Annotated in this window: 14 protein-coding genes; 6 read left to right on the top strand and 8 right to left on the bottom strand. The window is 60.3% G+C overall.

The genetic code is table 11. The annotated features are described in order from the left end of the window. Nucleotides 1–272 precede the first annotated feature (272 nt). The 5 genes from lon (at nt 273) to cmoB (ending at nt 5,808) form a co-directional block, all read left to right on the top strand. Nucleotides 273–2,690 (top strand): endopeptidase La, encoded by a 2,418-nt coding sequence (gene lon / locus PMI01S_RS15225; protein ID WP_084320804.1) that lies wholly within the window; start codon nt 273–275, stop codon nt 2,688–2,690. Between the two features lie 218 nt (nt 2,691–2,908). After that, entirely contained in the window at nt 2,909–3,301 is a 393-nt protein-coding gene (locus tag PMI01S_RS15220; protein ID WP_084320803.1) for a protease inhibitor I42 family protein, read from the top strand. A gap of 2 nt (nt 3,302–3,303) precedes the next feature. Further along, entirely contained in the window at nt 3,304–3,945 is a 642-nt protein-coding gene (locus PMI01S_RS15215) for a lysoplasmalogenase (RefSeq protein WP_084320802.1), read from the top strand. Nucleotides 3,946–4,075: 130 nt separating this feature from the next. Continuing rightward, nucleotides 4,076–4,855, top strand: coding sequence for a carboxy-S-adenosyl-L-methionine synthase CmoA (gene cmoA / locus PMI01S_RS15210; RefSeq protein WP_174602671.1), 780 nt, complete (start codon nt 4,076–4,078; stop codon nt 4,853–4,855). Then, nucleotides 4,852–5,808, top strand: a complete 957-nt coding sequence (cmoB, locus tag PMI01S_RS15205; RefSeq protein ID WP_084320801.1) for a tRNA 5-methoxyuridine(34)/uridine 5-oxyacetic acid(34) synthase CmoB — start codon at nt 4,852–4,854, stop codon at nt 5,806–5,808. Before cmoA ends, cmoB begins: the two co-directional genes overlap by 4 nt. A 127-nt stretch (nt 5,809–5,935) precedes the next feature. Here cmoB and tadA read toward each other — a convergent pair whose 3' ends face one another. From tadA to treP, 7 genes are all read right to left on the bottom strand, one after another. Then, entirely contained in the window at nt 5,936–6,433 is a 498-nt protein-coding gene (gene tadA / locus PMI01S_RS15200) for a tRNA adenosine(34) deaminase TadA (protein ID WP_084320809.1), read from the bottom strand. After that, nucleotides 6,433–7,809: a multicopper oxidase family protein gene (locus PMI01S_RS15195; protein ID WP_084320800.1), complete on the bottom strand. Its 1,377-nt coding sequence runs from the start codon at nt 7,807–7,809 to the stop codon at nt 6,433–6,435. The genes tadA and PMI01S_RS15195 overlap by 1 nt, the downstream gene beginning before the upstream one ends. 149 nt (nt 7,810–7,958) lie before the next feature. After that, on the bottom strand, nt 7,959–8,249 hold the full coding sequence (locus PMI01S_RS15190) for a PTS sugar transporter subunit IIB (protein ID WP_084320799.1): 291 nt from the start codon (nt 8,247–8,249) through the stop codon (nt 7,959–7,961). A gap of 2 nt (nt 8,250–8,251) precedes the next feature. After that, complete coding sequence (gene ptsP / locus PMI01S_RS15185) at nt 8,252–10,786, bottom strand: phosphoenolpyruvate--protein phosphotransferase (RefSeq protein ID WP_084320798.1); 2,535 nt, start codon at nt 10,784–10,786, stop codon at nt 8,252–8,254. Nucleotides 10,787–10,848: 62 nt separating this feature from the next. Then, nucleotides 10,849–12,072 carry a maltoporin gene (locus tag PMI01S_RS15180; RefSeq protein WP_084320808.1) on the bottom strand — a complete coding sequence of 408 codons (1,224 nt, stop codon included), beginning with the start codon at nt 12,070–12,072 and terminating at the stop codon, nt 10,849–10,851. Nucleotides 12,073–12,176: 104 nt separating this feature from the next. Then, nucleotides 12,177–13,823 carry an alpha,alpha-phosphotrehalase gene (gene treC / locus PMI01S_RS15175; protein ID WP_084320797.1) on the bottom strand — a complete coding sequence of 549 codons (1,647 nt, stop codon included), beginning with the start codon at nt 13,821–13,823 and terminating at the stop codon, nt 12,177–12,179. 124 nt (nt 13,824–13,947) lie between these two features. Continuing rightward, complete coding sequence (gene treP / locus PMI01S_RS15170; protein ID WP_084320796.1) at nt 13,948–15,390, bottom strand: PTS system trehalose-specific EIIBC component; 1,443 nt, start codon at nt 15,388–15,390, stop codon at nt 13,948–13,950. A gap of 235 nt (nt 15,391–15,625) precedes the next feature. Here treP and treR point away from each other — a divergent pair, with 235 nt between their 5' ends. Further along, complete coding sequence (gene treR / locus PMI01S_RS15165; protein ID WP_084320795.1) at nt 15,626–16,330, top strand: trehalose operon repressor; 705 nt, start codon at nt 15,626–15,628, stop codon at nt 16,328–16,330. A gap of 135 nt (nt 16,331–16,465) precedes the next feature. On the opposite strand, the gene guaA is transcribed toward treR, so the two are convergent. Further along, nucleotides 16,466–18,043: a glutamine-hydrolyzing GMP synthase gene (gene guaA, locus PMI01S_RS15160; protein ID WP_084320794.1), complete on the bottom strand. Its 1,578-nt coding sequence runs from the start codon at nt 18,041–18,043 to the stop codon at nt 16,466–16,468. Nucleotides 18,044–18,083: the final 40 nt, after the last annotated feature.

Below are 18,083 nucleotides of genomic sequence, written 5' to 3'. Positions count from 1 at the left end.
GCCGGGCCTTAGCGAGGGGCCGGACGCTCGGGGCGAGACCTTTTGGTTCCTTTTGGGGCGTTTGCCAAAAGGGACTCGCCGTAAGGGCGAAACCGCCAGCCGCCATTACCGCAGAAATGGATATGCACCACCCAGTCAACAAAAGCCTGGTCGGCCCAAAGGCCGCCACTACCTGTCCAAACCCTGAACACATACCTTGAATTACCCGCGACCATTGAAACCACCCCCCACCTGCCCCATCTAAGACCCATACCCCATTGCGCAGGTGCCCCATGAGCGACCAGCAAGAATTCCCCGAAGACCCGAGCGAATACGCCGACCCCGAGAACGCCGAACACCACTCCACCGGCAAAGGCCTGGCCCTGCCCGGCCACAACCTGCCGGACAAGGTCTACATCATCCCGATCCACAACCGCCCGTTCTTCCCGGCCCAAGTGCTGCCGGTCATCGTCAATGAAGAACCGTGGGCTGAAACGCTGGATCTGGTCAGCAAATCCGATCACCACTCCCTGGCCCTGTTCTACATGGACACGCCCCAGGAAGACCCGCGCCATTTCGATACCTCGGCCCTGCCGCTCTACGGCACGCTGGTCAAGGTGCACCATGCCAGCCGCGAAAACGGCAAACTGCAGTTCGTCGCCCAGGGCCTGACCCGCGTGCGCATCCGCACCTGGCTCAAACACCATCGCCCGCCGTACCTGGTGGAAGTCGAATACCCGCACCAGCCCACCGAGCCTACCGACGAGGTCAAGGCCTACGGCATGGCGCTGATCAACGCGATCAAGGAACTGCTGCCGCTCAACCCGCTGTACAGCGAAGAGCTGAAAAACTACCTCAACCGCTTCAGCCCCAACGATCCGTCGCCCCTGACCGACTTCGCCGCCGCCCTGACCTCGGCCACCGGCAGCGAACTGCAGGAAGTGCTCGACTGCGTGCCGATGCTCAAGCGCATGGAAAAAGTCCTGCCGATGCTGCGCAAGGAAGTCGAAGTCGCGCGCCTGCAGAAAGAAATTTCCGCCGAAGTTAACCGCAAAATCGGCGAGCATCAGCGCGAGTTCTTCCTTAAAGAGCAGTTAAAAGTCATCCAGCAAGAGCTGGGCCTGACCAAGGACGACCGTAGCGCCGACATCGAGCAGTTCGAGCAGCGCCTGGAAGGCAAGGTCTTGTCGGCGCAGGCGCAGAAGCGCATCGAAGAGGAAATGAACAAACTGTCGATCCTCGAAACCGGGTCGCCGGAGTACGCAGTCACCCGCAACTACCTCGACTGGGCCACCTCGGTGCCGTGGGGCGTGTACGGCGAGGACAAACTCGACCTCAAGCACGCCCGCAAGGTGCTGGACAAACACCACGCCGGCCTCGATGACATCAAGGATCGCATCCTCGAATTCCTCGCCGTCGGTGCCTATAAAGGCGAGATCAGTGGCTCCATCGTGCTGCTGGTGGGTCCGCCCGGCGTGGGCAAGACCAGCGTCGGCAAATCCATCGCCGAATCCCTTGGCCGGCCGTTCTATCGCTTCAGCCTCGGCGGCATGCGCGACGAAGCCGAGATCAAGGGCCATCGCCGAACGTACATTGGTGCGATGCCGGGCAAACTCGTGCAAGCGCTGAAAGACGTCGAAGTGATGAACCCGGTGATCATGCTCGACGAAATCGACAAGATGGGCCAGAGCTACCAGGGCGACCCGGCCTCGGCGCTGCTGGAAACGCTGGACCCGGAGCAGAACGTCGAATTCCTCGACCATTATCTGGACCTGCGTCTGGACCTGTCGAAAGTGCTGTTCGTCTGCACCGCCAACACCCTCGATTCAATCCCCGGCCCGCTGCTGGACCGGATGGAAGTGATCCGCCTGTCGGGTTACATCACCGAAGAAAAAATCGCCATCGCCAAGCGTCACCTGTGGCCGAAACAGCTTGAGAAAGCGGGTGTGTCGAAAGGCAGCCTGAGCATCAGCGACAGCGCGTTGAAGGCGTTGATCGACGGTTACGCCCGTGAAGCCGGGGTGCGGCAGTTGGAAAAACAACTGGGCAAACTGGTGCGCAAAGCCGTGGTGAAGTTGATCGAAGAGCCGAAAGCCGTGATCAAAATTGCTCCCAAGGACCTGGAGGCCTCACTGGGCCATCCCGTGTTCCGCAACGAACAAGTGCTGTCCGGCACTGGGGTGATCACAGGCCTGGCCTGGACCAGCATGGGCGGCGCAACCCTGCCGATCGAAGCGACGCGGATTCACACGCTCAATCGGGGTTTCAAACTCACCGGGCAACTGGGTGACGTGATGAAGGAGTCGGCAGAAATCGCCTACAGCTACGTCAGCTCGAATCTGAAGTCGTTTGGTGGTGATCCGAAGTTCTTCGACGAAGCGTTCGTCCACCTGCACGTGCCGGAAGGCGCCACCCCGAAAGACGGCCCGAGCGCCGGCGTGACCATGGCCAGCGCTTTGCTGTCCCTGGCCCGCAACCAGCCGCCGAAAAAAGGCGTGGCGATGACTGGCGAGCTGACCCTGACCGGGCATGTCCTGCCGATTGGCGGGGTGCGCGAGAAGGTGATTGCGGCGCGGCGACAGAAGATCTTCGAATTGATTTTGCCCGAGCCTAACCGTGGCAGTTTCGATGAGTTGCCGGATTATCTGAAGGAAGGGATTACCGTGCATTTCGCCAAACGTTTTGCGGATGTGGCGAAGGTGTTGTTCTGATAGTCATGTAGCGTCTGAACGATCGCTTTCGCCAGCAAGCCGGCTCCTACAAGGGTTTTGTGTAGCTCGCATTTTTGTGACCGACACGGCCCCCCTGTAGGAGCCGGCTTGCTGGCGATGGCGTCGGCACTACCGACATCACTTCCCGGCGCCGTCACAATTTGTCTCATCTTCAGTTATGCTCGCCGTTCGTCGTGAATGCCGGAGCCACTGACCCTATGTCCCTCACCCGCCTGTTTGTCCCCCTCGCCCTCGCCTTGCTCACCGCGTGCGCCACGCAACCGAAACAGAACGTGACCGTGGAAAAACAAAGCGAATGCCCGGTGCAAATGAACAGTGGGCAAAACCTCATCCTGACCCTGCCAAGTAACCCGACCACGGGTTATCGCTGGGCGATCCAGGATTCGGCCGGTGGCGTGTTGCGCGCACTGGGGCCAGAGGTTTATCGAAACCCGGAAGATGCCGGCGTCGTGGGCGCGGCCGGCATGTCGACCTGGCGCTTTCAGGCGTTCGGTGCCGGTTCGGGGCGCTTGCGCCTGACTTCGCAACAACCTTGGGCCCCGGAAGTGCCGGCGGTGGAAACCTTCGACTGCGCGATTTCGGTTAACTGATCGTGGGCTGGCTGATTCTGGCGCTGATGGGCGCGGTGACTTTTCTCTACGGCCTGAGCGTGCACGCTGCGCTGCTTTGCCTGTTGGTGAAACCGTTGCCCGTGCTGGCGTTGCTCGGGTGGCTGCACGACGCGCCGCCCAGCGAGTATCGACGCTGGATCAGCCTGGGCCTGATTTTTTCCCTGCTGGGCGACGTGCTGTTGGCGTGGCCGGGGGATTTGTTCGTATTCGGCCTCGGGGCGTTTCTGGTGGCCCACCTGGCGTATCTGAAAGCGTATTTGAGTGATTGCCGGCGATTGGCGGTGTTGCCGTTGATCCTCGCACTGGGCGTCGGCGCGATGCTATTGGGGATTTTGATTGCCAATGGTCTGGGCCCGCTGCTGATCCCGGTGATTGTTTACGGCCTGGCCATCAGCGCCATGCTCTGGCGGGCGCTGGCTCGCCTGGGAACCGATGTGCCCAAACGCTCGGCGCTGCTGGCGGCGGGCGGTGCGCTGGCGTTTGTGTTTTCCGACAGCGTGATTGGCATCAATCGGTTTGTCGCGCCATTTCATGCCGCGCCCTACGTGATCATCCTCAGCTATTGGCTGGGGCAATGGGGGATTGCGGCATCGGCGTTCGGTCCGAAACTGCATTCCACCTGAGAAAAAGATCGCAGCCTTCGGCAGCTCCTACAAGGGATCGCATTTCAATGTAGGAGCTGCCGAAGGCTGCGATCTTTTGATTTGGCGGTTTATCAGACAACCCGCGCATCCCCGCGCCAAGTTGGCTAAAATGCCGGCCTTTTCCACCTACGCCGCTGGAACCGCCGTGAGCAAAGAACCCGATCGCCTTTTCGCCCAGCCTTTGGCCCAGGTGCCCGACTTCGCCTTTAACGAGGACGTGGTGCGGGTGTTCCCGGACATGATCAAGCGCTCGGTGCCAGGCTATCCGACCATCGTTGAAAACCTCGGCGTGCTCGCCGCGCAATTCGCCCAGCCCAATAGCGTGCTTTACGACCTCGGCTCGTCCCTCGGCGCCGTGACCCAAGCCTTGCGCCGTCACGTGCGCACCGACGGCTGCCGGGTCATCGCTGTGGATAACTCCGCCGCCATGGTCGAACGCTGCCGCGAATACCTCAACGGTCAGGATTCAATGTTCCAGGAGTTGCTGCCGGTCGAAGTCATCGAAGGCGACATCCTCGCCCTCGACTTCCAGCCTGCTTCTGTCGTGGCGCTGAACTTCACCCTGCAATTCATCGCCCCCGACCAGCGCACCGCATTGCTCTCGCGCATCCGCCAGTCGCTGTTGCCCGGTGGTGCGTTGATCCTCTCGGAAAAGCTGCGTTTCAACGACCCCGAAGAGCACGCGCTGCTCACCGACCTGCACGTCGCCTTCAAACGCGCCAACGGCTACAGCGAGCTGGAAATCGCCCAGAAGCGCAGCGCCATCGAAAACGTCATGAAGCCCGACAGCCTCGAAGAACACCGCGAGCGCCTGCTGGCCGCCGGGTTCTCGAAAGTCGTGCCGTGGTTCCAGTGTCTTAACTTTGCCTCGTTGATTGCCTTGCCATGATTGATCTGTCCCCTCTCGCCCGCCGTCTGGCCGGCACGCCGCTGGCCGAATGGGCCAACACCCTGCAGGCGCAACTCGACAAGAAAATGGAAAAGGGTCACGGCGATCTGGAGCGTTGGCAGAGTGCGCTGGACGCCTTGCCTAAGATCCAGCCGAGTGAGGTCGATCTGCTCAACGGTCTGACCCTGGACACGGCTTGCGACGACGCAACCCGCGCGCAGATGCGCACGGCGCTGATGGGGTTGTCGCCATGGCGCAAGGGCCCGTTCGACTTGTTCGGCGTGCACGTCGATACCGAATGGCGTTCGGACTGGAAGTGGTCGCGCGTCGCTCCGCATCTGGACCTGAAGGGCAAACGCATCCTCGATGTCGGCTGCGGCAATGGCTACTACATGTGGCGCATGCTCGGCGCCGGTGCCGACAGCGTGATCGGCGTCGATCCGAACTGGCTGTTCTTCTGCCAGTTCCAGGCGGTTCAGCGCTACTTGTCCGAGCCCAACGCCTGGCACCTGCCGTTCCCTTTCGAGGACCTGCCGCCGAACCTCGAAGGTTTCGACACCGTGTTTTCCATGGGTGTGTTCTACCACCGTCGCTCGCCGATCGAGCATTTGCTGGCGCTGAAGGATTGCCTGGTCAAGGGCGGTGAACTGGTGCTGGAAACGCTGGTGATTGAAGGCGATCAGCAGCAGGTGCTGGTGCCGGAAGATCGTTATGCGCAGATGCGCAACGTGTGGTTTTTGCCGTCGGTGCCGGCGCTTATGCTCTGGTTGCGGCGCGCCGGTTTCACGGACGTGAAGTGCGTGGATGTCAGCGTGACGACCGTCGAGGAACAGCGCGGGACGGAATGGATGAAGTATCAGTCGTTGAGCGACTTCCTCGATCCGGAAGATCACAGCAAGACGATTGAAGGGCTGCCGGCGCCGATGCGGGCCGTCATCGTCGCCCGCAAGTAAACACCATCTCCCTACCACTGGAGATCAAAATGTGGGGCTTGCTCGCGAAAGCGGAGGATCAGTCAACACGTCTGTTGAATGTTAATCCGCATTCGCGAGCAAGCCCGCTCCCACATTAGTTTTGTGTTCAGTCTGAAGGCTTGGCTCTTCGGGCCTTGAAGAACTCGCTCAAAACCGCCCCACACTCCTCCGCCAACACCCCGCCTTCATACAACACCCGATGATTCAAAAAGCCCTGGGTAAAGAACTGCCCCTGACTCTGCACAATCCCTGCCTTCGGCTCTAAAGCGCCATACACCACCCGCGCAATCCGCGAATGCACGATCAAGCCGGCGCACATGCTGCACGGCTCCAGCGTCACGTACAGCGTACTGCCCGGCAGACGATAATTGCTGGCCGCCAACGCCGCAGCGCGGATGGCGACCATCTCGGCATGGGCACTCGGGTCGTTGCCGCTGATCGGGCAGTTGAAGCCGCGACCGATGATTTCACCGTCCTGTACCAGCACTGCACCGACGGGCACTTCGCCGAGCGCCGCACCTTGTGCGGCCAGCGCCAGGGCTTCGCGCATGAAGTCGCGATCACGACTGCGATCGATGATCGCGGCGGGACGAATCTGACGCATCATGCCACCTCGATGGCGGCCATCAGGCCGGTTTCCATGTGGTCGATCACATGGCAATGGAACATCCATACCCCAGGGTTATCCGCCACCAGCGCTACTTGTGCACGTTCGTTCTTGCCCAGCAAATACGTGTCGGTGAAATACGGAATCACCTTGTGCCGGTTCGACGCGATCACCTTGAAGCTCATGCCGTGCAAGTGAATCGGGTGCTGATATTGAGTCATGTTTTTCAATTCGAAAATGTAGCTCTTGCCCTTCTCGAGCTTGGCAATCGGGCGGTCGGCGCAGGTCTTGTCGGTGATGTCCCAGGCCTTGCCGTTGATCTGCCACAGGCTTGGTGGCTTGCCGTTGTCGACGTTCACCGACACCGAGCCGACCCATTCGAAATTGAAGTTGAGTTTCTCGGCATTGGCCAGGTCCGGCTCGGCCACTGGATTGGCGGGCAGCGCGGGCGGCCATTCGGTGGGTGCCTCAGTATTGGCCACGGAGCGGAATGTGCCCAGGCGAACCGGGCCATTGCGCAGGGACAACTCTTCACCGGCGGACGGCGCCTTGATCGCCAGGCAAATGCGCATGCCCGGACCGAGCCAGTATTCCTTGCCCAACGGGCGCGGATCGATGGGGTTGCCGTCCAGCGCGTAGATCTGCGCTTCGACGCCGGGAATGTTGAGGCGATACGTCAGCGTGTTGTCGAGGTTGAGCACGCGCACCCGGGTGATCTGCCCGGCAGGCAAGTCGATCACCGCTTGCGAGACACCATTGATGGTCGACAGGCGCCCTGCCGTGCCCCCTCGGGCCGCTTCGCGAGGAATGCTGAACGCGACGAACGCACCTTCTTCATCAACGTGCCAGCTCTTGAGGCTCAGGGTCTTTTCGTACTTGAAACCGGTCGGCTTGCGTTCCTCGACGATCAACGGGCCAACCAGTCCGCGACCGAGTTCTTCGCTGCTGTTCACGTGCGGGTGATACCAATAGCTGCCGGCATCCGGCACGCGGAATTTGTAATCGAAGTATTCACCCGGCAACACCGGCAGTTGCGAGACGTAAGGCACGCCATCCATTTCCAGCGGCAGGCGGATGCCGTGCCAGTGAATGGTGGTCGCCACCGGCAGGTGGTTGATGAAACGCACCCGCAGCCATGCGCCCTGACGCACGCGCAACTCGGTGCCCGGCGCCGACGGGCCGAACGCCCAGGCTTCGGTCTTGTGCCCGGCCACCAGTTCGACGTCCAGTGGCGCGGCGATCAGCTCATAGTCGTGGCCCGCATCGGCGTCGGCCATCTTGCCCAGCCAGTACCGCGACGCGCCCCCCGCTCCGACACCAACGACAACAAGACCGGCCAGGCCACCGAGGATTTGGCGACGGGTAAAGGACATGAACTCAACTACCTCACGTATCAGCGACAGGCACGGGAGCCTGTAAAAGGCGAATACGATACACCTGCGGTTGAGAAACAGTAAGGGTGGGGCGGCGGATGGCCGCACTCAAAAGCATGTCTGGCAATACCTGTGGCAAGGGGGATCGGTTATGCCTGGAGGCCGGTGATCAGATGCACCACCCCGTCATCCAGCATCATCACGCCCGGCACACCGGCCACACTCAATGCCTGCCGATCCATCCGCGCCACATCGCGCAACTCCACCCGCACCCGGGTCAACGCCACTGGTTGCTGCGACTTGAGGTTATCCACACCGCCCAGCGCGGCAACGACAGCCGGCGCCAGCCCGCAAACAGGTTGAGCAACCGCCTTCGGCTCATCCACCACCAGATCCGGCGTCAACGCTTTCCAGAACGCTCGCTTCATTTTCTCGAACATGTTCAGTTCTCCAGAACCAGTGAAATATCGACCGTTGCCTCGTGATACAGCCGCAGGGCTTCGCGCACCTGCCCGGCACTTTCCAGGCCCAGGGCCTGTTGGGCGATGGCCTGGCAGTCCACCAGGTCAACTTCGCGAACCGCGGCCTTGATCGCCGGAATCAACGGTACGCTCACTGACAGTTCATCCACCCCAAGCCCCAGCAGCAGCGGCACGGCCAGCGTCTCGGAGGCCATTGCGCCACACACACCGACCCACTTGCCGTGGGCATGCGCAGCCTTCACGGTGCTGGCAATCAAGCGCAGAACCGCTGGATGAAAACTGTCGGCCTGACTGGCCAGACGCGGGTGATCGCGGTCCATCGCCAGGGTGTATTGCGTCAGGTCGTTGGTGCCGATGGAGAAGAAATCCACCTCGGGCGCAAACAGATCAGCCATCAGCGCCGCCGCCGGCACTTCGATCATGATGCCCAGCTTGGGCAATGCCGTGAGGCCCAATGCCTGCGCCTCTTCTTCCAGCAGTTGCCGGGCCAGGCGCAACTCGGAAAGCTGTGTGACCATCGGCAACATGATGTGCAGCCGAGCCAACCCGGCGCTGCTCAGGATGGCCTTGAACTGATCGCGCAACAACTGCGGACGCTCCAGGCACAAACGAATCCCGCGCATGCCCAGGAACGGGTTGGTTTCGCTGTCCATCGGCACGTAGGCCAGCGGTTTGTCACCGCCAACATCCAGGGTGCGCACCACCAGATTGCGCGTCGGCCCGAGAGCCTTGGCGATGGCGCTGTAGGTGGTCGCCTGCTCGTCATGGCTCGGCGCATGATTGCGATCCAGATACAGAAACTCCGAGCGCAACAAACCGACGCCCTCGCCTCCCAGTGCCATGGCCTGCTCGGCTTCAGCCAGCGAAGCGATGTTGGCCGTCACTTCAAAATGATGACCATCGCGGGTGCAGGCGGCCAGTGTTGCGTGCGCCAGCTCATGTCGCTGGCGTTGCTGTTGAAGCTGCCGCCGGGCTTGCAGCCGTTCGATGGCCTGCAAATCCGGATCCAGCTGCAGTTCGCCCTTGTCGGCGTCAAGCAGCACCTGGGTGCCGTTGACCAGCGCCAGCACTTGCGCTGGAAGCCCGCAGATCGCCGGCAAACCGAACGCCCTGGCGAGGATCGCGACGTGGCTGGTGGCGCCGCCGCCAACCGTGGCGAAACCCAGCACCTTTCGGGTATCGAGCCCGGCGGTCTGTGACGGCGTCAGTTGTTCGGCGATCAGGATCGCCCCTTCAGGCAGCTCCATTGCCTGACTCCGTACGCCGAGGATCAGCATGAGCACCCGCTGACTCACGTCGGCCAGGTCCGCCGCCCGCTCCGCGAGCAAGGCATTGCCCAGTTTTTTGAACAAGGTGGCAGCCGACTCGGTGGCCGTCCGCCAAGCGAAACCAGCGCTTTTGCCTTCGTTGATCAGTACGTGAGCCACTTCCAGCAAACCCGGGTCTTCGAGCAGTTCCTGATGCGCCTTGAAAATGTCCGCCTGCGCGTCGCCAATGGCACTGTCACGCAACTGTTGCAAGTCCACCAGCGCCTCGGCCAGGGCGCGAGACAGATGATCGCGTTCAACCTGCGGTGTGGCGCCGAGTTCATTCACGTCCAGGTTTTGTTCGGCTATCTGCACCACTTGGCCAAACGCCGATCCGGGCGATGCGCAAACCCCGCGCAACACCGTCAGCGATGAAGCCTCGATCTCATTCACCTCGACCTGCGCCAAGACCTCCATCGCTTCACCGCAACCAGACACCAGCAGTTCTGTCAGCGACTTGATTGCCACATCGGCGTCCGGGCCGGCGGCGCTGACTTGCAAGACATCGCCGTGCGCTGTCTGCAACGCCATGATCGCCACCAGGGATTTCGCGTTCGCACTCTCCTGCCTTTTATGCAGGTAAATGCTCGCCGAAAAGTCCTTCGCCGCCTGAGCGAACACCGCTGCCGGACGGGCATGCAAGCCGTTCGGGTTGGCCAGTGTCACCGGCTGGGAAAACAATGCTTCCTCCTCTTGCGGTAACGGCGCATCGGTTGTCTGCTCGACCGGGTTCAAACCCAAGAGGGGCTGACCGCTCTCTACCAGACCCGTTTCCGGCGCCAGCCAGGTGAACGGCTCACCGCTGACCACCAACATCAACGTCAGCAGGCTACGAGCATTCAATGCAACAAAATCGGCATCGAACTCGATCAGCGGCTGCCCGACGTCAACCTGCTGGCCCTCTTCCACCAACGGCGTGACCCCCTTGCCTGCCAGGTTCACCGTGTCGAGGCCGATGTGCATCAACACCTGCACGCCATTTTCGTCGGTGATACTGACGGCATGCCCACTGGCCTGCACATTGCTGACAACCCCTGCCAGCGGCGCGCACAAGGTCATTGAAGTCGGATCGATGCACACGCCATCGCCGATCACACGGCTGGAAAACACCGGATCGGGCACGAGGTCCAGTGGCATCAATACGCCGGACAAAGGGGCGTGCAGTTGCAATTGTTGGGGTGTGGCCATGACGTCACCTGCTGTTTTGTTCTTTGAAGTGCCGATGGAGCGCGAGGCTCCGACAGCATCGCTTATTTCCACCAATACTCGACCTGCAATCCGACATTCGAACCGTGCCGCGCCGTGCCGAAGGCGCCGGTATCGGACAACGCCGAACCCGCCGCCAGTTCATTGGCCGCCCGCTTGGCCGCCTCGTTCCAGCTGGCATAGGTGTAATACAAACGCACCTCGGGCCGCGCCCAGAATTCCGGGCCTTTGGGCGACCACGTCGGGGCGAAAGTGAACTTGCTCAGCTTGCGTGTGCCGCCCTCGGCTTCGACCTGATCGTGACCCAATTCGGTCACCAGTTTGAACTGCTCGGTGATCGCGTACGCCGGGCGAATGCCCAAGGAAATCCAGTTCTGATCGGCGCCGTCCGGGCGAATGTCTTTCTGGTAAACCGCCTCGACTTGCCCACCGAATCGCGGTGTCACTTGCCAGTCGAAAAACTCCACCAGCCGATAGCTTTTGCTGCTGTCGTCCAGCTTCACGTTACCGGTATAGCCCAACCCGGTGCCGGGGCCTTCACCGTACTGGAAGGCCAGTTTGTTCTTGCCGCCCAGAAAGCCTTTTTGCACATGCTGCGTAGTGATAGCCCAGCCGTGATGTGCGTTGCGGCTGTCGGGTTTGTCGATGTAACTCAGACCGAATTCAAGTTCGCCGCCGGGGTTGGTATTGAAGCCGGCGACATTGAAATCGTGACGGTTGATGTAGTCCTTCTGGTACAGGTTGTCCTTGCGTGAGAAGGCGTAGCTGTATTTCAGATCGCCGATCAGCACATCCTCGATACCGCCGCCGGTGGCGCTCTGATTCCAGTAGTAGAAGTCGGAAATGTGGATGTCGTTTCGCTTGTAGTAACGCCGACCGGCCCACAACGAGCCGCCGTTGAGACTGGGCAGGTTCGACCACAGCGCGTACAGCTGCGGCAGGCGCACCGAGCCGTTATCGCCGTTGAACGTCAGGTCCTTGTCGTACTGGTTATACAGCGAAGCCATACCGTCGACGCTCAGCACCGAACCGTCGTCCAGGGTGTACAGGTCCTGACGCAGTTCGAGCTCGGCGTATTGCTCACATTCATTGCCCAAGCGGTATTTGGTCTGTGCGCCGGGTAGTTGGAAACACTGCTGTTTACCACTGTTGACCGATGTCCCGACGCCGCTGCGCAAGTAACCGCCGAACTCCAGAGCCTGCGCCGACAATGGCAACGCCAGGCATACGCTCGCGACGGCAAGGCTGCGATTTAGTGTTGTTTTCAAGAACCACCCCATTATTTTTATTGTGTTGTTCCGCAAATTCGGCGCGCAAAACTCCCCCGCGCAGCGTTCTGCGTGTTTTTAAAGTCGGAGTTTTTAGTGGTCGGTCAGTCGGTCAGGTGCAAAACGAACGACTCATAGGGCCTTAAAAAAATCTGCCGATTTCGCGGCGGACAGTCCGGGTAGTTGCTGATGACCAGACGCTGAGCCATCGCTTCGTTGATCACGTCTTCCGTCAGTTCGACTTCGCACGGCGTGCCATAGAAATTGTTCAGCACCAGCAAACGTTCGCCATTTCCTTCACGCACATACGCCCAGATTTGCGTGTGCTCCGGCAACAATTGCCGATAGACGCCGTCGGACATCAGCGCTTCGCTGCGACGCAGGGCAATCAACTGACGGTAGTGATGCAGCACGGAGTCCGGGTCGTCGAGTTGGGTCGCAACGTTGATCTGTGTCGCGTTGGCCGGCACGCCAATCCAGGGTTCGGCGGCGCTGAATCCGGCGTTCAGCTCGGCATTCCAGTGCATCGGCGTACGGCCGTTATCACGGGATTTCTGCATGATTGCCGCCATGTTGTCGGCGTCGCTCGCGCCCGCTTCACGCTTGAGGCGAAAGATGTTCAGCGTCTCGACATCGCGGTACTGATCGATGTGATCAAACCCCGGATTGGTCATGCCCAACTCTTCACCCTGGTACACAAACGGCGTGCCTTGAAGAAAGTGCAGCGCGGTGCCGAGCATCTTCGCCGACACCACGCGATGCTCACCGTCATGGCCAAAACGCGAGACCACACGCGGCTGGTCGTGGTTACACCAGAACAGCGCGTTCCAGCCACCGCCTGCCTGCATGCCGGTCTGCCAGTCTGAAAGGATGCGCTTGAGCTGGAGGAAATCGAAGTCGGCACGAATCCACTTCTGCAGGTTCGGGTAATCGACCTTGAGGTGGTGAAAGTTGAAGGTCATCGACAGTTCTTTCGAATCCGGTTTCGAGTAGCGAATGCAGTGTTCCAGACTGGTGGAGGACATCTCGCCGACGTTGATCAGGTCATGACCTTCGAAGACTTCGCGGTGCATCTGCTGCAAGTACTCATGCACGTTCGGGCCGTCGGTGTAGAAACGTCGACCGTCAGTATTGTCCTCGGGGAAATCCGCCGGTTTGGAGATCAGGTTGATCACGTCCAGACGGAAACCACCCACGCCTTTATCGCGCCAGAAACGCATCATCTTGAAGACTTCGGCGCGTACTTTCGGGTTGTCCCAATTCAGGTCGGCCTGGGTGTGATCGAACAGGTGCAGGAAATACTGACCGGTCTGGGCCTCGTATTCCCAGGCCGAACCGCCGAATTTGGACTCCCAGTTGTTCGGCTGATCGCGCCAGATGTAAAAGTCGCGGTACGGGTTGTCGAGGCTGCTGCGGGCCTGCTGGAACCAGGTGTGTTCGATCGAAGTGTGGTTGACCACGATATCGAGCATCAGCTTGATCCCGCGCTTGCCGGCCTCGGCGATCAGCAACTCGCAATCGGCCATGGTCCCGTAGCTCGGGTCGATGGCGTAGTAATCGCTGATGTCGTAACCGTTGTCGCGCTGGGGCGAGCGCAGGAAAGGCGTGATCCACAGGCAATCGACACCCAGCCAGTGCAGGTAATCGAGCTTGGCCACGACGCCGAGCAAATCACCCGTGGGGTTGCCGGCGTGGCTGTGAAAACTCTTCGGGTAGATCTGGTAGATCACCGAACGTTGCCAGTCTTGCATGGCGTTCTTCCTTCAATAAGTTTTGTACTGGCCTTGAGGCCTCTTCGCGGGCAAGCCTTGCTCCCACAATTGATCGCATTCCAATATGGGAGCGAGCCGGCTCCGGGGCGGCGATTGCGATCTGTCAGGCAACCCGATACCCCGGCCGGACAATCTTCATGCTCAACCCACAGGTCAGAACAAACGGCACAACCATGGCGATGACCATCCCGATCACGAACATCGGAATGAACTGCGGAATGATCGAGATGAAACCGGGCAATCCCCCGACGCCGATGGCCGAGGCCTGGACCTTGTTCAGCGACAGGAAGATGCAACCCAGGGCCGAGCCGCACAGGGCCGCATAGAACGGAAACTTGTAGCGCAGGTTGACCCCGAACATGGCCGGCTCGGTGATGCCGAAATAAGCGGAAATCGCCGAGGTCGAGGCCATGCTTTTGTCGCGCACATTGCGGGTCATGTAGAACACCGCCAGTGCCGCGCTGCCCTGGGCAAGGTTGGACATGACGATCATCGGCCAGATGAATGTGCCGCCCTGGGTGGAGATCAGCTGCAAGTCGACCGCGAGGAACATGTGGTGCATGCCAGTGATCACCAGCGGCGCGTAGAGCAGCCCGAAGATCGCCCCGCCGACCATCGGCGCGAGGTCGAACAGCATGACCACGCCCTCAGTGATGAGAATCCCCAAGTGCCGGGTCACCGGACCAATCACCGCCAGTGCCAGCACACCAGTGACGACGATGGTGGTGATCGGCACCACCAACAGTTGCACCGCGTTCGGCACCCTCGCCCGCAGCCATTTCTCGATGACGCTCATCACGTAGGCCGCCATCAGGATCGGCAGGATCTGCCCTTGGTAACCCACCTTTTCGATCTGGAACAAACCGAGGATGTCGAAGTACGGCAGGCTCTGACCGTCGAGACCCGCAACGGCCTTTCCGTAGTTCCAGGCATTGAGCAGATCGGGGTGAACGAGCATCAGACCGAGCACGATGCCGAGGATTTCGCTACCGCCGAACCGCTTGGCTGCCGACCAGCCCACCAGGGCCGGCAGAAACACAAACGAAGTATTGGCCATCAGGTTGATCAGGCTCCAGAGCCCGTCGAGTTTCGGGTAAGCGTCCAGCAGGGTCCTGCCTTCGATGAACATGCCCTTGGCGCCGATCAGGTTGTTGATGCCCATCAACAACCCCGCAATGATCAACGCCGGCAGGATCGGCATGAACACGTCGGAAAACACCCGCACCAGACGCTGCATGGCGTTTATCTTTTCGGCGCTTTTTAGTTTGACGTCAGCGATGGTTGAAGCGGCGAGACCGGTTTGACGGCGCAGTTCGGCGTAAACCTTTTCAACCTCGCCGGGGCCGATGACCACTTGGAACAGGCCGCCGGTGAAGAACGAGCCTTTCACAAGATCAATCTGGTTCAGCGTGGCGCTGTTGACCCGGCTCGGGTCCTTGAGGGCCAGGCGCAGGCGTGTGACGCAGTGCGCGGCCTGCTCGAGGTTGTCGCTGCCCCCGAGGCTTTGCAGCAGCTCGCTGGCGATATTCGGATAGTCGTGGCTCATGCTTTTCTTCCGCTGTAGTTTTTTGTTTTTGGCAGCACGCCGAAGCGAAAAGTACTCGTCTGTACGAGTTAAAGCAACAACTCGTACAGACGTGTTTGATTTGTTTATTCAGAACCCGACAGTCGGCGACAATTCCTACCTACCGAAACGATGAAACCTAAACCCGCATGGACAAACCCCTACCCTGCCCTTAAGGTTCGAAACCTTGAGCACATCGCGGCACAGAGCCATCCCCATGAGTAAATACAACCAGATCTACAGCGATCTGCTTGCCAGCATCACGACCGAACGTCTGGAACGCGGCGCCCGGTTGCCGTCCGAAACCGAATTGATGGACAGCTACCAGGCCAGTCGCGGCACTGTGCGCAAGGCCATCGAGCAATTGCAGGAGCGTGGTTTCGCCCAGAAAGTCCACGGTAAGGGTACTTTCGTGTTGTCGACCAACCCGATCGAATTCCAGTTGGGTGGCATCGTCAGCTTCCAGGAGACTTATCCGCGACTGGGCAACGACGTCAGCACCGAGGTGGTCGAGTTCACCCAGATCCCCCTCGAAGGCCCGCTGCTGGAACACATCAAGGCTGAAGAAGGCAGCCTGATCACGCGGATCAAGCGCGTGCGGCGGATCGACGGCAAACGCGTGATTCTCGACATCAACCATTTCGTCAGCGATGTGATTCCCGGCCTGTCCCGCGACATCGCCGAGCAGTCGATCTACGCCTTCATCGAACAGACCCTGCAACTGCAAATTGCCTACGCCCAGCGCACCATCGAAGCGGTGCCCCGGAGCAAGGACGACCAGCACCACCTGGACCTCGATGGCCAGAGCCATGTGATTGTGGTCAGCAACCAGACCTTCCTGCAGGACGGCCGCCAGTTCGAGTACACCGAATCACGGCATACCCTCGACAAGTTCTATTTCTCGGATGTGGCCCGGCGCTAAAACGCAAAAGGCCCCGTGAACTCACATTCACGGGGCCTTTCAGGTGTTACGAACGATCAGTCAGACAGTCAGACAGTCAGACAGTCAGACAGACAGACAGACAGACAGACAGACAGACAGACAGACAGACAGGGATCATTCCCACTCAATCGTCGCCGGCGGCTTGCTCGACACGTCGTAAGTGACGCGGGAGATGCCTTCGATTTCGTTGATGATGCGGCCGCTGACGGTTTCCAGCAGTTCGTAAGGCAGGTGAGCCCAACGCGCGGTCATGAAGTCGATGGTTTCCACGGCACGCAGGGCCACGACCCAGGCGTAACGACGGCCATCGCCGACAACGCCAACCGATTTCACCGGCTGGAACACCACGAAGGCCTGGCTGACTTTGTGGTACCAGTCGGCCTTGCGCAGCTCTTCGATGAAGATGTGGTCGGCGCGACGCAGCAGGTCGGCGTATTCCTTCTTCACTTCACCGAGGATGCGCACGCCCAGCCCCGGGCCCGGGAACGGGTGACGGTAGACCATGTCGTACGGCAGGCCGAGTTCCAGGCCCAGACGACGGACTTCGTCCTTGAACAGCTCGCGCAGGGGTTCAACCAGCTTGAGGTTCATTTCTTCCGGCAGGCCGCCCACGTTGTGGTGCGACTTGATCACGTGAGCCTTGCCGCTTTTCGCGCCAGCCGACTCGATCACGTCCGGGTAGATGGTGCCTTGGGCGAGGTACTTGATGTTGTCCAGTTTGTTGGACTGGGCATCGAAGACGTCGATGAAGGTACGGCCGATGATCTTGCGCTTCTTCTCTGGATCGCTTTCGCCAGCCAGGTTGTTCAGGAACTGGTCTTCGGCGTTGGCGCGGATGACCTTGACGCCCATGTTCTCGGCGAACATGGCCATCACTTGTTCGCCTTCGTGCAGACGCAGCAGGCCGTTGTCGACGAAGACGCAGGTCAGCTGGTCGCCGATGGCCTTGTGCAACAGCGCGGCAACCACCGAAGAGTCAACGCCGCCGGACAGGCCGAGCAGTACGTTGTCGGTGCCGACCTGGGCGCGAACCTGAGCGATGGCGTCTTCAGCAATCTTCGACGGCGTCCACAGCGCTTCGCAGCCGCAGATGTCGAGGATGAAGCGCGACAGGATGCGTCCGCCCTGCTTGGTGTGGGTCACTTCCGGGTGGAACTGCACGCCGTAGTAGCCGCGAGCATCGTCGAACATGCCGGCGATCGGGCAGCTTGGGGTGCTGGCCAGGATGTGGAATTTCTGTGGCATCTTGGTGACTTTGTCACCGTGGCTCATCCATACGTCGAGGCCGAACAGGCCATCGGCGTCGATGTGGTCTTCGATGCCATCGAGCAGGCGGCTCTTGCCGACTACGTCAACGCGGGCGTAACCGAACTCACGCAGTTCGGAACCTTCAACCTTGCCACCCAGCTGTTCAGCCATGGTCTGCATGCCGTAGCAGATGCCGAAGACCGGTACGCCCAGGTCAAAAACGGCTTGCGGGCAGCGAGGGCTGTTGGCTTCGTGCACAGACTCGGGGCCGCCGGCGAGAATGACGCCTTTTGGAGCGAATTCGCGAATCGCTTCTTCATCCATGTCGAAAGGATGCAGTTCGCAGTACACGCCGATTTCACGCACGCGGCGGGCAATCAGCTGGGTGTACTGGGAACCGAAATCGAGGATCAGGATGCGGTGAGCGTGAATGTCGAGGGCCATGATTCAGTCTCGTCTAAGTAATTCAGAAACAGTCGTGATT

The sequence above is a fragment of the Pseudomonas migulae NBRC 103157 genome (assembly GCF_002091715.1).
Lineage (GTDB): Bacteria > Pseudomonadota > Gammaproteobacteria > Pseudomonadales > Pseudomonadaceae > Aquipseudomonas > Aquipseudomonas migulae_A.
Note: the sequence above shows the minus strand (reverse complement) of the source record. Positions and strands in the feature narration are given on the sequence as shown.

Excerpts from the sequence above, each read along its gene's own strand:
- lon (WP_084320804.1), top strand. The coding sequence starts at position 273 with ATGAGCGACCAGCAAGAATTCCCCGAAGACCCGAGCGAATACGCCGAC.
- PMI01S_RS15220 (WP_084320803.1), top strand. The coding sequence starts at position 2,909 with ATGTCCCTCACCCGCCTGTTTGTCCCCCTCGCCCTCGCCTTGCTCACC.
- cmoA (WP_174602671.1), top strand. The coding sequence starts at position 4,076 with ATGCCGGCCTTTTCCACCTACGCCGCTGGAACCGCCGTGAGCAAAGAA.
- cmoB (WP_084320801.1), top strand. The coding sequence starts at position 4,852 with ATGATTGATCTGTCCCCTCTCGCCCGCCGTCTGGCCGGCACGCCGCTG.
- tadA (WP_084320809.1), bottom strand. The coding sequence starts at position 6,433 with ATGCGTCAGATTCGTCCCGCCGCGATCATCGATCGCAGTCGTGATCGC.
- PMI01S_RS15195 (WP_084320800.1), bottom strand. The coding sequence starts at position 7,809 with ATGTCCTTTACCCGTCGCCAAATCCTCGGTGGCCTGGCCGGTCTTGTT.
- PMI01S_RS15190 (WP_084320799.1), bottom strand. The coding sequence starts at position 8,249 with ATGTTCGAGAAAATGAAGCGAGCGTTCTGGAAAGCGTTGACGCCGGAT.
- ptsP (WP_084320798.1), bottom strand. The coding sequence starts at position 10,786 with ATGGCCACACCCCAACAATTGCAACTGCACGCCCCTTTGTCCGGCGTA.
- treC (WP_084320797.1), bottom strand. The coding sequence starts at position 13,823 with ATGCAAGACTGGCAACGTTCGGTGATCTACCAGATCTACCCGAAGAGT.
- treP (WP_084320796.1), bottom strand. The coding sequence starts at position 15,390 with ATGAGCCACGACTATCCGAATATCGCCAGCGAGCTGCTGCAAAGCCTC.
- treR (WP_084320795.1), top strand. The coding sequence starts at position 15,626 with ATGAGTAAATACAACCAGATCTACAGCGATCTGCTTGCCAGCATCACG.
- guaA (WP_084320794.1), bottom strand. The coding sequence starts at position 18,043 with ATGGCCCTCGACATTCACGCTCACCGCATCCTGATCCTCGATTTCGGT.